13 protein-coding genes are annotated in these 13410 nt (G+C 72.5%); all 13 read right to left on the bottom strand.

Annotated features, from left to right (window positions below; all coding sequences use genetic code 11):
- Positions 1–278: 278 nt before the first annotated feature.
- Complete coding sequence (gene nusB, locus ACFWU6_RS16750; protein ID WP_383981671.1) at positions 279–713, bottom strand: transcription antitermination factor NusB; 435 nt, start codon at positions 711–713, stop codon at positions 279–281.
- A 3-nt stretch (positions 714–716) separates the two neighbouring features.
- On the bottom strand, positions 717–1286 hold the full coding sequence (gene efp / locus ACFWU6_RS16745) for an elongation factor P (protein WP_383805046.1): 570 nt from the start codon (positions 1284–1286) through the stop codon (positions 717–719).
- Positions 1287–1345: 59 nt separating this feature from the next.
- Positions 1346–2452: an aminopeptidase P family protein gene (locus ACFWU6_RS16740; RefSeq protein ID WP_383805044.1), complete on the bottom strand. Its 1107-nt coding sequence runs from the start codon at positions 2450–2452 to the stop codon at positions 1346–1348.
- Between the two features lie 240 nt (positions 2453–2692).
- Entirely contained in the window at positions 2693–3613 is a 921-nt protein-coding gene (locus ACFWU6_RS16735; protein ID WP_383981669.1) for an AAA family ATPase, read from the bottom strand.
- Positions 3614–3726: 113 nt separating this feature from the next.
- Positions 3727–4167 (bottom strand): type II 3-dehydroquinate dehydratase, encoded by a 441-nt coding sequence (gene aroQ, locus ACFWU6_RS16730; RefSeq protein ID WP_383805040.1) that lies wholly within the window; start codon positions 4165–4167, stop codon positions 3727–3729.
- Positions 4164–5255 (bottom strand): 3-dehydroquinate synthase, encoded by a 1092-nt coding sequence (gene aroB, locus ACFWU6_RS16725; protein ID WP_383805038.1) that lies wholly within the window; start codon positions 5253–5255, stop codon positions 4164–4166. Before aroB ends, aroQ begins: the two co-directional genes overlap by 4 nt.
- The gene (locus ACFWU6_RS16720; RefSeq protein ID WP_383805050.1) at positions 5252–5734 is read right to left on the bottom strand and encodes a shikimate kinase; all 483 of its coding nucleotides are present in this window, start codon (positions 5732–5734) and stop codon (positions 5252–5254) included. The genes aroB and ACFWU6_RS16720 overlap by 4 nt, the downstream gene beginning before the upstream one ends.
- Before the next feature lie 35 nt (positions 5735–5769).
- A complete protein-coding gene (gene aroC, locus ACFWU6_RS16715) occupies positions 5770–6954 on the bottom strand; it encodes a chorismate synthase (protein WP_383805036.1) in 1185 nt (394 codons plus the stop codon).
- A gap of 156 nt (positions 6955–7110) precedes the next feature.
- Complete coding sequence (locus ACFWU6_RS16710; RefSeq protein ID WP_383981667.1) at positions 7111–7938, bottom strand: shikimate dehydrogenase; 828 nt, start codon at positions 7936–7938, stop codon at positions 7111–7113.
- Positions 7939–7944: 6 nt separating this feature from the next.
- Positions 7945–9777, bottom strand: coding sequence for an endolytic transglycosylase MltG (mltG, locus tag ACFWU6_RS16705; protein WP_383981665.1), 1833 nt, complete (start codon positions 9775–9777; stop codon positions 7945–7947).
- A gap of 129 nt (positions 9778–9906) precedes the next feature.
- Positions 9907–10377, bottom strand: a complete 471-nt coding sequence (ruvX, locus tag ACFWU6_RS16700) for a Holliday junction resolvase RuvX (RefSeq protein WP_383805031.1) — start codon at positions 10375–10377, stop codon at positions 9907–9909.
- The gene (gene alaS / locus ACFWU6_RS16695; protein WP_383805029.1) at positions 10377–13055 is read right to left on the bottom strand and encodes an alanine--tRNA ligase; all 2679 of its coding nucleotides are present in this window, start codon (positions 13053–13055) and stop codon (positions 10377–10379) included. The genes ruvX and alaS overlap by 1 nt, the downstream gene beginning before the upstream one ends.
- The gene (locus ACFWU6_RS16690; RefSeq protein WP_383805027.1) at positions 13055–13408 is read right to left on the bottom strand and encodes a DUF6167 family protein; all 354 of its coding nucleotides are present in this window, start codon (positions 13406–13408) and stop codon (positions 13055–13057) included. Before ACFWU6_RS16690 ends, alaS begins: the two co-directional genes overlap by 1 nt.
- Between the last annotated feature and the right edge of the window lie 2 nt (positions 13409–13410).

Below are 13410 nucleotides of genomic sequence, written 5' to 3'. Positions count from 1 at the left end.
TTTTTTATACCCCCTGGGGGGGGGGGGCCAGGCCGCCCCCGGGCCCCCCCCGGCCCCCGCCCACTCCCAACCCCAACCCTTCCCGGGGGGGGCCCCCCCCCCCCCGGGGGGCCCCCCCCCCCCGCCGGTTTCTCGTTTCCCGCCGCGTTCCGCGCATCCTTCCGCGCATCCTTCCGCGCAGCGTTTCCCGCGGTACGGCCACGCGGAAGGGCCCGCGGCGCGGTGGGTGCGCTGCGGGCCCTTCCGTACGACGCGGAGCGCCGGTCCCTGCCGTGCCGTCAGCTCTCGCTGCGGCGCAGGTTCGGCTTCAGCTCCTTGAAGCGGGCCAGCAGCCCGTTCACGAACGAGGGCGACTCGTCCGTCGAGAACTCCTTGGCCAGTTGGACTGCCTCGTCGATGGCGACGGCGTCCGGGGTGTCGTCCACCCAGATCAGCTCGTACGCGCCGAGCCGCAGGATGTTGCGGTCCACGACCGGCATGCGGTCGAGCTCCCAGTCCACGGCGTAGGTGACGATCAGGTCGTCGATGCGGTCCACCTTGTCGGCGTACCCCTCGACGAGGTCCATCGTGAAGGCGGCCACCGGCGGCTGTCGGTCGTCCGACCTCGCGTGGCGGATCCAGTCTGCGAGGACCTCGCGCACGGAGACTCCGCGCTGGTCGGCCTCGAACAGGATCTGGAAGGCGCGCTTGCGCGCATTGCTCCGAGCAGCCACGGGTTAGTTGCCGCTCTTCCGGCCGAGGTAGTCGCTGGTGCGGGTGTCGACCTTCACGGTCTCGCCGGTGGTGACGAACAGCGGGACCTGGATCTCGTAGCCGGTCTCCAGGGTGGCGGGCTTGGTGCCGCCGGTGGAGCGGTCGCCCTGGACGCCCGGGTCGGTGTGCTCGATCTTGAGCTCGACCGCGGCCGGGAGCTCGACGTAGAGCACCTCGCCCTCGTGCTGGGCGACGGAGGCGGTGAAGCCCTCGATCAGGAAGTTCGCGGCGTCGCCGACGGCCTTCTTGTCGACCATCAGCTGGTCGAAGGTGGTCATGTCCATGAAGACGAAGTACTCGCCGTCCATGTACGAGAACTGCATGTCGCGCCGGTCGATCGTGGCGGTCTCGACCTTGGTGCCGGCGTTGAACGTCTTGTCGACGACCTTGCCGGAGAGCACGTGCTTGAGCTTGGTGCGCACGAAGGCCGGGCCCTTGCCGGGCTTGACGTGCTGGAACTCGACGACGGACCAGAGCTGGCCCCCGTCGAGCTTCAGCACCATGCCGTTCTTGAGGTCGTTCGTGGAAGCCACGGTTGCGGAATCTCCTGCACTGGAAGACCACGGGTGCGCGCCCAGTCCGACGGAGCGGACTAGAGCGCGAGCAGCTCCTTGGTCGTAATGGTGAGTAGCTCGGGACCGCCGTCCGCCTCGGGGCGCACGACGAGCGTGTCATCGATCCGGACACCTCCCCGGCCCGGGAGGTGAACCCCCGGTTCGACGGTGACCGGCACGCAAGCGTCCAGTTTACCCATTGCCGTAGGTGCAAGCTGCGGGTCCTCGTCGATTTCGAGCCCCACGCCGTGCCCGGTCCACGAGGAGAGGGCCTCGCCGTGGCCCGCGGAGTCCAGTACGGAGCGTGCCGCACGGTCCACGTCGCGGTACGCCGCCCCCGGCAGGAGGGCCTCCCGCCCGGCCCGCTGGGCGGCGAAGACCAGGTCGTACAGCTCGATCTGCCAGTCCGCGGGGGTGGTGCCGATCACGAAGGTCCGGCCGATCTCGCAGCGGTAGCCCCGGTAGTTCGCGCCGAGGCTGACGGTGAGGAAGTCGCCCTCCTCGACCCGCCGGTCGGACGGCCGGTGCCGGGGGCGGCCGGAGTGGGGGCCGGTGCCGACCGAGGTCGGGAAGGCGGGCCCGTCGGCCCCGTGGTCGACGAGGCGCCGCTCCAGCTCCAGGGCGAGGTGGCGCTCGGTGCGTCCGACCAGGATCGACTCCAGCAGTTCGCCGAGGGCCTGGTCGGCGATCTCGGCGGCGATCCGCAGGCAGGCGATCTCCTCCTCGTCCTTGACGAGGCGCTGCTGCTCCACCGACATCCCGAGGTCGGCCAGGCGCAGTCCGGGCGCCACCGAGCGCAGGGCCCGGTGCCGGGCCACCGTGAGGTGGTGCTCCTCCACCGCGAGCGAGTCGGCCCGTACGGAGCCCGCCAGGTCGGCGGCGGCGACCGCCGGGTCGCCGCCGGGGCCGGACAGGACGGAGACCTGGAGCCGGTCGTCGAGGCGGCCCTCGTCGGCTTCGCCGGTGGGCGCACCGGTACAGAAGAGCAGGTCGTCGGCGGGCCCGACGAGGAGTACGGCGCCCTGCGGGGACGCCCCGGAGAGGTAGCGGACGTTCGCCGGCCTCGTGATGAGCGCGGCGGCGTTCCCCGCGGCGGCGCATCGGTCGCGAAGCAGGCTTCGGCGGGCGGCGTACACGTCTGACATGTATTCGAGCGTACGAGCGCCCCGCGCATCCGGCCCGGCGAGCGCGTCCGCGGGGGTGCCGGATCGCCCGGTCCGCCGGCGCCCGGACCGGGGCCGGCGCCCGGGCCGGGGCCGGGGCTCGGACCGGGCCCGGGGCTCGGACCGGGCCCGGGGCTCGGACCGGGCCCGGGCGCCGGCCCGGACCCGCGGTCGGGGTGCGGGCGGGCCGGCAACCTCGGCCGAGGGCTCGGGGCCGTCCGGCTACCAGGCGGCCGGGGCGGCGATGGCCCGGGCGAGGGCCTCGTCGAGGGCGCGGGCCGTGCCCTCCACGTCGAGGTGGGAGTTGTCGATGATCGGCAGGCCCGAGCCGTACCAGCCGGCCATCCGGCCGTGGATCCGCGCAACCTCCTCGTCGGAGAGCCTGCGGTTGCCGGAGCGGGCCGCGTTGCGCTCCAGGACGATCTCCAGGCCGGGCAGCAGCACCACGGGCAGCAGCGCGGGGCCCACGTGCCGCTTCCAGCCGCCCAGGCCGACCACCGGCCGGTCGGGGAAGACGGCGTCGTCGAGGATGCAGGAGATCCCGTTGGCCAGGTAGTTGCGGGCAGCGAAGCCGCAGGTGCGGCGGGCGAGCCGGTACTGCGCCTCCGAGTGCTCGTTCCAGCCCGCCTGCGGGTCCGCGAAGCCCGAGCAGACCCACTCACGGACGTCGTCCAGGCTGATGTGGGCGGTCGGCACCGGGCGGGTGCCGGCCCAGTGCCGGGCCACGGTGGTCTTCCCCGCGCCGGCCGGGCCGATCAGCAGTACGGCCAGGGTCGCCCCTCCCGTACCCGCCACCGCGGGCGGCAGCGGGATGTGCCCGGTGGGCTCCGGCACGGGCGCCACCGGAGCCGTGCCGGGACCGGGGTGCGCCGGTGCCGGGTGTTCGGGTTGCCGGGGTGCGGGTCCCGGGTGCGGCGGAGCCTGGTGGCCCGGCCCCGGGTGGCCCCCCGGACCGTGGTGACCCGGCCCCGGGTGGTTGCCCGGACCCGGGTGACCCGGCCCGGGGTGCGCCGGGCCGCCGGGCGGCACCGGCCCGTTGCCCGGCCAGCCCTGCGCCGGGGGTATCGGCGGCTGCGGAGGCGCCGCCGGGTGCGGTCCCGGCCGTCCCCATCCCGCGCCCCCGCCCCCCACTCCTTGCTGCATCCGGTGCCACTCCGTCTCGTTCCGGCGACTGATGCGAGAACGTTATATGACCCCGGGGGCGGGGCGGTCCACCAGGACCGCCGGGACCGCCGGGCCGGGCTCCGCGCCTCGGATCAGGCCGCGATCTCGTCGGCCAGAGCGCGCAGCGCCAGCCGGTACGACCCGATGCCGAAGCCCGCCACCGTCCCGGTCGCCACCGAGGCGATCACGGAGGTGTGCCGGAACTCCTCACGGGCGTAGGGGTTGGAGATGTGGACCTCGATGAGCGGCGCGGTGCGCTGGGCCGCCGCGTCCCGCATCGCGTAGGAGTAGTGCGTGAAGGCCCCCGGGTTGATCACCACGGGGATCTTCCCGTCCGCCGCCTCGTGGAGCCACCGCACCAGCTGCCCCTCGTCGTTGGTCTCGCGGACCTCGACGTCGAAGCCGAGCTCCTCGCCCAGCGTCCGGCAGCTCTCGACGAGTCCGGCGTACGAGGTGGCCCCGTACACATCGGGCTCGCGCGAGCCCAGCCGGCCCAGGTTCGGGCCGTTCAGCACGAAGACGCGGCGGCTCACGCGGCGACCTCTCCGTACGCGGCCACGAGCACGGCCGGGTCGGGGCCCTCCAGGACGGTCGGCTTGGCCAGCCCGTCCAGGACGATGAAGCGCAGCAGGTCGCCGCGGGACTTCTTGTCGAGCTTCATGGTCTCCAGCAGCTTGGGCCACTGGTCGCCGCGGTAGGTCAGCGGCAGCCCGACGGCCGCGAGGACCGTCCTGTGCCGGTCGGCGGTCGCGTCGTCGAGGCGGCCCGCGAGGCGGCCCAGCTCGGCGGCGAAGACCATGCCGACGGAGACGGCGGCGCCGTGCCGCCACTTGTAGCGCTCGTTCTTCTCGATGGCGTGCGCGAGGGTGTGGCCGTAGTTGAGGATCTCGCGGAGCCCGGCCTCCTTGAGGTCGCTGGAGACCACGTCGGCCTTGACCTGGATGGAGCGCACGATGAGCTCGGCCGTGTGCGGGCCCGCGGGCGTCCGGGCCGCCTGCGGGTCGCCCTCGATCAGGTCGAGGATCACCGGGTCGGAGATGAAGCCGGCCTTGATGATCTCGGCGAGGCCGCTGACGTAGTCGTTGACCGGCAGCGAGTCCAGCGCCGCCAGGTCGCAGAGCACTCCGGCGGGCGGGTGGAAGGCGCCGACGAGGTTCTTGCCCTCGGCGGTGTTGATGCCCGTCTTCCCGCCGACGGCCGCGTCGACCATCGCCAGGACGGTGGTGGGCACGGCGATCCAGCGCACCCCGCGCAGCCAGGTGGCCGCCACGAAGCCCGCCAGGTCGGTGGTCGCGCCGCCGCCGACGCCGACGATCACGTCGGTGCGGGTGAAGCCGGACTGTCCCAGGGCCTTCCAGCAGTACGCCGCCACCTCGACGGTCTTGGCCTCTTCGGCGTTGGGCACCTGGATGGCGACCGCCTCGTAGCCCTGTGCGGCCAGGTCGTCGCGCAGCGCCTCGCCCGTCGAGGCCAGCGCCTCGGGGTGGACGACCGCGACCCGGCGGGCCTTGGTGCCGATCAGGGAGCCCAGCTCTCCGAGCAGCTGCCGCCCGACGAGCACGTCGTACGCGGGGTGTCCGGCACTGGCGCCGACCTGGATGCGCGTCACCTGGTCTGTCATACGTCCTTCAACTCCAGAGCGTCGAGGACCGCCTGGGCGACCTCTTCGGGGGTGCGGTCGTCGGTGGCCACCACGACGCGCGCGACTTCGGTGTACAGGGGGCGCCGGGCGTCCATCAGCTCGCGCCACTGGCGGCGCGGGTTGACGGCGAGCAGCGGGCGGGCGGCGCCGAGGCCCACGCGGCGTACCGCCTCCTCGACGTCCATCGAGAGGTAGGCGACGGGCAGTCCGGCGAGCAGCGCGCGGGTGTCCGCGTCCAGGACGGCGCCGCCGCCGAGGGCCAGGACCCCGGTGTGCCCGGCGACCGCGGCCGCGACGGCCTGCCGCTCCAGCGCGCGGAAGTACGGCTCTCCCTCGTCGACGAAGAGGTCGGAGATCTCCCGGCCCTGGGCCGCGACGATGTCGGCGTCGGTGTCGCGGTAGGGGACGCCGAGGCGGGCGGCGAGCAGGGCTCCCACCGTGGACTTGCCGGAGCCCATGGGCCCCACCAGGACGACCAGCGGTCCGCCGCCGGTCACCGGATCTGCAGGTGGTCGAGGTACGAGCGGACGTTGCGGCGGGTCTCCGGGACCGAGTCGCCGCCGAACTTCTCCACCACCGCGTCCGCGAGCACCAGCGCCACCATCGCCTCGGCGACGATGCCCGCCGCCGGCACGGCACACACGTCCGAACGCTGGTGGTGGGCCACCGTCGCCTCCCCGGTCACCACGTCCACCGTCGCCAGCGCCCGCGGCACCGTCGCGATCGGCTTCATCGCCGCCCGCACGCGCAGCAGCTCACCCGTGGTCAGCCCGCCCTCGGTGCCGCCGGAGCGACCGGAGGTCCGCCTCAGGCCCTCAGGAGTGGACACGATCTCGTCATGGGCCTGCGAACCGGGCACCCGCGCCAGCTCGAAGCCGTCGCCGACCTCCACGCCCTTGATCGCCTGAATGCCCATCAGGGCGGCGGCCAGACGGGCGTCCAGGCGCCGGTCCCAGTGCACGTGCGAGCCGAGCCCGACGGGGACGCCGTAGGCGAGGACCTCGACGACACCGCCGAGCGTGTCGCCGTCCTTGTGGGCCTGGTCGATCTCCGCCACCATCGCCTTGCTCGCATCGGCGTCCAGGCAGCGCACCGGGTCGGCGTCCAGCTTCTCGACGTCCGCGGGGGTCGGGTAGACGCCGTACGGGGCCTTCGCCGCGGCCAGTTCCACCACGTGCGAGACGATCTCGATGCCCGCGACCTCCTTCACGAAGGAGCGGGCGATGGCGCCCAGCGCCACCCGCGCGGCCGTCTCACGGGCGCTCGCGCGCTCCAGGATCGGCCGGGCCTCGTCGAAGCCGTACTTCTGCATCCCGGCCAGGTCCGCATGGCCCGGCCGCGGCCGGGTCAACGGCGCGTTGCGGCCCGTGTCCTTCAACAGCGACGGGTCGACCGGATCGGCCGACATCACCGTCTCCCACTTCGGCCACTCGCTGTTGCCGACCATCACCGCCACCGGCGAACCCAGCGACAACCCGTGCCGGACACCGCCCAGGAAGGTGATCTCGTCCTGCTCGAACTTCATCCGGGCACCACGGCCGTAACCGAGCCGCCGCCTCGCCAGGTGGTCGGCGACCAGCTCCGTGGTCACCGGGACGCCGGCGGGAAGCCCCTCCAGCGTCGCCACCAGCGCCGGTCCGTGCGACTCTCCGGCGGTCAGCCAACGCAACCTGCTCAACGATGCTCCTCATGCTCGCGCCTGGTACAGCGACGGCGCGCTCGGGTGCGCGGCCCGGACCCGCCGTCCCCGATCCTCCCATGTCCCGACCGTCACACCGCCCCCGGTCCAACTGTCGGACTGCGTCGGACGGCTGCCGCGGCCCCGTGCGGGCGTTCAGGGGCGGGCGCGGAGCGCGGCCTCGCCGGCGGCCCGCATGGCCGCCAGGGGCGCCCTGGGGAGTCCCGTCATCTGCTCGACTTGGAGCACGGCCTGGTGGACCAGCAGGTCGAGCCCGCCGATCACCTGGCCGCCCTGCCGGGACCAGGCCGCGGCGAGGGGGGTGGGCCAGGGGTCGTAGAGGACGTCGAAGAGGGTTCCCGCGGCGGCCGGCACGGACGGCGCCAGGGCGTCGGTCGTCCCGGCCGGAGTGGTCGCGATCACCAGCGGAGCGGCCAGCGCCTCGGCCGCGTCCGACCAGTCGGCCGTGCGGACGGGGACGCCGAGCCGCTCGCCCCACCTCCGCATCTCGTCCGCGCGGGCCTGCGAGCGGACGTACGCGGTCACCTCGCCGGAGCAGATCCGCGACAGCGCGGCGAGCGCCGAGGAGGCGGTGGCGCCGGCGCCGAGGACGGAGGCGGAGGGCACCTTCTCGATGCCCCGCTCGCGGAGCGCGGCGACGATGCCGGGGATGTCGGTGTTGTCGCCGAGGCGACGGCCGTCCTCGGTGAGGACGACCGTGTTGACCGCCTCCACGGCGGCGGCGGTGTCACTGACGCCGTCGAGGAGCGGGATGACCGCCCGCTTGAGCGGCATGGTGAGCGACAGGCCCGCCCACTCGGGGCCCAGGGCGGCCACGAATCCGGGGAGCGCGGCCTCGTCGATCTCGAAGCGGTCGTACGACCACGCGTCGAGGCCGAGCTCCCGGTAGGCGGCGCGGTGCAGCACCGGCGAGAGGGAGTGCTCGATGGGCGAACCCAGCACCGCGGCCCGTATCCGTGACATGTCCTGCTACCCGCCGTTCTCTTTCTTCTGCTTCTGCCGCGCGAGGAACTCGTCGGCCAGCCGCTGGTGCTCCTCGTAGGTCTTGGTGAAGGTCGTCTTGTTTCCGTCGACCGACACGAAGAACATCCAGCCGCCGTGGTCGGGGTCGAGCGTGGCGTTCACGGCGTCGTCACCCGGGTTGCCGATCGGGCCCGGGGGCAGTCCCGCGACGAAGTGCGTGTTGTAGGGGTTGTCGAAGGCCCTGGCCTCCTTGAGCGAGAAGTTGATCTCGCTCGTGCCCTTGATGTAGTTGTACGTCGAGTCGAATTCGAGCTTCCGGTTGGTGACGTCGTTCGTCGGCTTGAGGCGGTTGTAGACGACCTCGGCCATCTTGCGGAAGTCGTCGTGGTTCTTGCCCTCGGCGTTGACGAGGCTGGCGACCGTGACCACCTGGAGCGGGTTCTCCAGGCCCAGTTCCTTGGCCTTGCCCTCGATGCCCAGCGCCGTGTACTTGTCCGTCGCGTTCTTGACCATCTGCCGGAGCAGGGACTCCGGGGTGGTGTCCTTGCTGAGGTCGTAGCGCGCCGGGAAGAGGAAGCCCTCCAGCGGGTCCGCGATCTTCGTGCTGTTGCCGGCCCAGGCCGGCAGGCCGAGGTTCTTGGCCTCGCGCTGGGCGATGTCGCGGGTGGTGCCCTGCGGCTTGTCCAGCTTCTTGTCGATCGCCTCGTAGACCTTCGTGTTGCGCCAGCCCTCGGCGACGGTGAGGACGTTCAGCTTGGACGGGTCCGTCATGAACTCGACCGCCGCCGCGGCCGACATCCGCTTCTGCAGCGGGTAGACGCCCGGCTGGATCGACGTGCCCTTGGAGTTGGCGTTGGCCGCGTCCACGAAGGCCTGGGCGCTGGCGACCACGCCGGCCTCCTTGAGGATGCGGCCCATCTGGCCGAGGCCCGCACCCTGGGGGATGGTCACCTCGACCGTGTCGCCGGAGCCCTCGCCCGCGAAGTCCTCGGCCGCGCCGAAGCGGTCCTTGAGGTAGCTGTAGCCGTAGTAGCCGCCGCCGCCGACCACACCGACGATCACGAGGGCGGAGATCAGGCAGGCGGCGCCGCTGCGCCGCTTGGGCTTGCCGCCCTTCGAGCGGCCGCCGCGGCGGCCGGGCTCGTCGCCGTCGTCGCCGTCGTCGCCGTCCCCGCCGCGTCCGCCGAGGAAGGAGGCGTCCTCGGCCTCGTCCGTCGCGACGGCGCCGTCCTGCCACTCCTCGGCCGGTTCCGGCTCCAGGCGGCGGCGGCCCGGCGGCTTCGGGGGCGGATAGGCCTCGGCCGTCGTGTAGAGGTCGGGGGTCTCGCCCGGGTAGCCGGCGACCGGCTGCTGGGCGTACGGGTCCACCGCGCCGTAGGCATCGGTCTGCGCGGCGGCGGCGACGTACTGGCCCTGCCCGGTGTCCCAGCCCTGGGAGTCGTAGACCGACGGCTGCTGCTGGTGCTGCTGCTGGTGGGGCAGGTGCTGCTGCTGGGGCTGCTGCGGGGCGTACCCCTGCTGCTGGGCGTACCGCGTCTCGTCGATCTGCGGTTCGGCGGCGTACGGGGGCTGCCCCTGGTGCTGCTGGGGCTGCTGGTACTGCTGCTGCGGGTCCTGGTACTGCGGTTCCCGGTGCTGCGGGTCCTGGTACTGCGGCTGCGCGTACTGCTGCTGGTACTGGGGGTCCTGGTACTGCGGCTCTTGCGGGTACCCCTGTGGGTCACCGTCGTAGGGCGCACGACCCTGCTGGGTCTGGTGCCCGGTCCACCCCTGTTCCCCGTACAGGGGGTCCTCGGGGTGCCACGGTTCGGAGCCGCGGCCCCGTCCATACTCAGTCATCGGTCCCCTAGAGCCGCGAGACGAAGGCCGCGGAATTCGGTCTTCCGCGGCACCCGGTACCGCCTCTTTGGTGGTGGGCGACGGTTGTTCGAACACCGTCTCAATGCGCGGAACGTTACCGTATCGCGATCAGACAACCACTTCGACGCACTCGCCGGGCGGATTACCTGATACCCGTTCGGTCTCCAAAGCGTTCTGGAGGATCACCACGGCGGCCGCCTGGTCGATGACGGACCGGCCCTTCTTCGCGTTCTTCCCCGAGGCCCGCAGGCCCTGGGCGGCGGTCACCGTGGTCATCCGCTCGTCCACCAGGCGCACGCCCACCGGCTTGATGCCCCTGGCCAGCTCGTTGGCGAAGGCGCGCACCTTGGCCGCGGCCGGCCCCTCCCGCCCGCTGAGCGAGCGGGGCAGGCCGACCACGACCTCCAGCGGCTCGTACTCCTCGACGAGCTGCCGCAGCCGCCGGTGGGCGAAGGGGACGTCCCGGCCCGGAACGGTCTCCACCGGCGTGGCGAGCACCCCGTCGGGGTCGCACGAGGCGACCCCGATCCGGGCGTCCCCGACATCGACGGCAAGTCGGCGGCCACGGCGCAGCGTCATCAGGCGGTCTCGCCCACGAGGCGCTCGACGGCCGCGACGGCGTCGCCGATGGCGGCCGGGTTCTGGCCGCCGCCCTGGGCGACGTCCGGCTTGCCGCCGCCACCGCCGCCGAGGGTCTTGGCGGCGGCGCGGACCAGGTCGCCGGCCTTGAGGCCGCGCTCGCGGGCGGCCTCGTTGGTGGCGATGACGGTCAGCGGGCGGTCGTTCGCCACGGTGAACAGGGCCACGACGGCCGGGCGGTCGCCCGACGACTGACCGAGTCGGCCCCGCACGTCGAGGACGAGCCTGCGCAGGTCGTCGGCGCCGGTGCCGTCCGGCACCTGGCCGGTGACGACCGCGACACCGCGGACGTCCTGGGCGCCGGCGGCCAGTCCGGCGGCGGCCTGGAGGACCTTCTCGGCGCGGAACTTCTCGATCTCCTTCTCGGCGTCCTTCAACTTGCCGAGCATGGAGGCGATCTTCTCCGGCAGCTCCTCGGGACGGCCCTTGACCAGCTCCTGGAGCTGGGCGACGACCGTGTGCTCCTTGGCGAGGAAGTTGTACGCGTCCACGCCGACCAGGGCCTCGACGCGGCGCACGCCGGAGCCGATGGAGGACTCGCCGAGCAGCTTCACCAGGCCCAGCTGGGCGGTGTTGCCGACGTGGGTGCCGCCGCACAGCTCCTTGGAGAAGTCGCCGATGGTGACGACGCGCACGCGCTCGCCGTACTTCTCGCCGAACTCGGCGATGGCGCCCTGCTTCTTCGCCTCGTCGATGCTCATGATCTCGGCGGTCACGTCGAGCTCGCGGGAGAGCACGTCGTTGATCTTCTGCTCGACGTCGGTGAGGACCGTGCCGGGGACGGCGTTCGGCGAGCCGAAGTCGAAGCGGAAGCGGCCCGGCGAGTTCTCCGAGCCGGCCTGGGCGGCCGTCGGGCCCAGCGCGTCGCGCAGCGCCTGGTGGGTCAGGTGGGTGGCCGAGTGGGCGCGGGCGATGGCCCGGCGGCGGTTGACGTCGATGGCGGCGTACGCGGAGGCGCCCACCGTCACCTCGCCGACCTGGACGGAGCCCTTGTGGACGGAGACGCCCGGGACCGGCTGCTGGACGTCGCGGACGACGATGACGGCGCCGGAGTCGAGCCTGATGCGGCCCTGGTCGGCGAGCTGGCCGCCGCCCTCGGCGTAGAAGGGGGTGCGGTCGAGGACGACCTCGACGTCGTCGCCCTCGGAGGCGGCGGGCGCGGAGACGCCGTTGACCAGGAGGCCGACGATGGTGGACTCGCCCTGGGTGGTGGCGTAACCCGTGAACTCGGTGGCGCCGGCGCCGTCGGCGATCTGCCGGTAGGCGGACATGTCCGCGTGGCCGGTCTTCTTGGCCTTGGCGTCGGCCTTGGCGCGGTCGCGCTGCTCCTGCATGAGGCGGCGGAAGCCGGGCTCGTCCACGGAGAGGCCCTGCTCGGCGGCCATCTCCAGGGTGAGGTCGATCGGGAAGCCCCAGGTGTCGTGGAGCAGGAACGCCTTGTCGCCGGAGAGGACGGTGCCGCCGACGGCCTTGGTCTCGCTCACGGCGGTGTCGAGGATGTTGGTGCCGCCCTTGACGGCCTTCAGGAAGGCGGCCTCTTCGGCGAGGGCGACGGTCTCGATGCGCTTGCGGTCGGTGACGAGCTCCGGGTACTGGAGGCCCATGGTGTCGATCACGACGCCGATGAGGTCCTGCACGACCGGCCCGGTGGCGCCCATGAGGCGCATGTTGCGGATGGCGCGGCGCATGATGCGGCGCAGCACGTAGCCGCGGCCCTCGTTGCCGGGGGTGACGCCGTCGCCGATGAGCATGGCCGAGGTGCGGATGTGGTCGGCGACCACGCGCATCGACACGTCGGTGCCCTGGGCGGCCCCGTACTGGACACCGGTCAGTTCGGTGGCCTTGTCCATGACCACGCGCAGGGTGTCGGTCTCGTACATGTTCTGCACGCCCTGCAGGATCATGGCGAGGCGTTCGAGGCCCAGACCCGTGTCGATGTTCTTCGACGGCAGGTCGCCGAGGATCGGGAAGTCTTCCTTCCCGTCACCGGCGCCGCGCTCGTACTGCATGAAGACCAGGTTCCAGATCTCCACGTAGCGCTCGTCGTTGACGGCCGGGCCGCCCTCGACGCCGAACTCGGGGCCGCGGTCGTAGTTGATCTCCGAGCAGGGGCCGCAGGGTCCGGGGACGCCCATGGACCAGAAGTTGTCCTTCTTGCCCAGGCGCTGGATGCGCTCGGCGGGGACGCCGATCTTCTCGCGCCAGATCTGCTCGGCCTCGTCGTCGTCGAGGTAGACGGTGATCCAGAGCTTCTCCGGCTCCAGGCCGTAGCCGCCGTCCGCCACGGAGCTGGTGAGCAGCTCCCAGGCGTACTTGATGGCGCCTTCCTTGAAGTAGTCGCCGAAGGAGAAGTTGCCGCACATCTGGAAGAACGTGCCGTGGCGGGTGGTCTTGCCGACCTCTTCGATGTCCGGCGTGCGGACGCACTTCTGCACGCTGGTGGCGCGGGGGGCCGGGGGCTTGGTCTCGCCGAGGAAGTACGGCTTGAAGGGGACCATGCCCGCGTTGACCAGCAGCAGAGTCGGGTCGTCCGCGATGAGCGACGCCGAAGGGACAACGGCGTGACCGCGCTCCTCGAAGAAGCTCAGCCAGCGGCGGCGGATCTCAGCCGACTCCATCAGTGGTCCTCATTCCGGTTGTACGAAAACTTCGATCGTTCGGTGGTCTTGTCGTGCTGGTCGTGCTCGATGGCCCGCAGCCGCCGCGGCCCGGGCAGGGCGGTGACGTTGTCGGGCCGGTGGGGGTCCTGGTAGAGCCCCAGTGCGTCGTTCAGCTCGTCCTCGCGCTGCGTCATTCCCGCCTTGACGTCGAGGGCGAAGTCCTTGATGCGGTGGCCCGCTTCCACGGCCTTGTCGGCGGCCTGGGCGGCGAGGCTCTCCGGCGTCAGCTGCTTGAGCCGGCGGTTGACCTTGGTGGTGGCCCACACGCCGGCGGCTGCGCCGGCGGTGAACCAGAAGGCTCGGCGGAACATCG

The organism is Streptomyces sp. NPDC058674 (assembly GCF_042716505.1).
Taxonomy (GTDB): domain Bacteria; phylum Actinomycetota; class Actinomycetes; order Streptomycetales; family Streptomycetaceae; genus Streptomyces.
Note: the sequence above shows the minus strand (reverse complement) of the source record. Positions and strands in the feature narration are given on the sequence as shown.

Bases quoted from the DNA above. Each gene is read 5' to 3' on its own strand.
- ACFWU6_RS16740 (WP_383805044.1), bottom strand. From the start codon at position 2,452: ATGTCAGACGTGTACGCCGCCCGCCGAAGCCTGCTTCGCGACCGATGC.
- ACFWU6_RS16735 (WP_383981669.1), bottom strand. From the start codon at position 3,613: ATGCAGCAAGGAGTGGGGGGCGGGGGCGCGGGATGGGGACGGCCGGGA.
- aroB (WP_383805038.1), bottom strand. From the start codon at position 5,255: ATGACAGACCAGGTGACGCGCATCCAGGTCGGCGCCAGTGCCGGACAC.
- ACFWU6_RS16720 (WP_383805050.1), bottom strand. From the start codon at position 5,734: ATGGGCTCCGGCAAGTCCACGGTGGGAGCCCTGCTCGCCGCCCGCCTC.
- ACFWU6_RS16710 (WP_383981667.1), bottom strand. From the start codon at position 7,938: ATGTCACGGATACGGGCCGCGGTGCTGGGTTCGCCCATCGAGCACTCC.
- mltG (WP_383981665.1), bottom strand. From the start codon at position 9,777: ATGACTGAGTATGGACGGGGCCGCGGCTCCGAACCGTGGCACCCCGAG.
- ruvX (WP_383805031.1), bottom strand. From the start codon at position 10,377: ATGACGCTGCGCCGTGGCCGCCGACTTGCCGTCGATGTCGGGGACGCC.
- alaS (WP_383805029.1), bottom strand. From the start codon at position 13,055: ATGGAGTCGGCTGAGATCCGCCGCCGCTGGCTGAGCTTCTTCGAGGAG.
- ACFWU6_RS16690 (WP_383805027.1), bottom strand. From the start codon at position 13,408: ATGTTCCGCCGAGCCTTCTGGTTCACCGCCGGCGCAGCCGCCGGCGTG.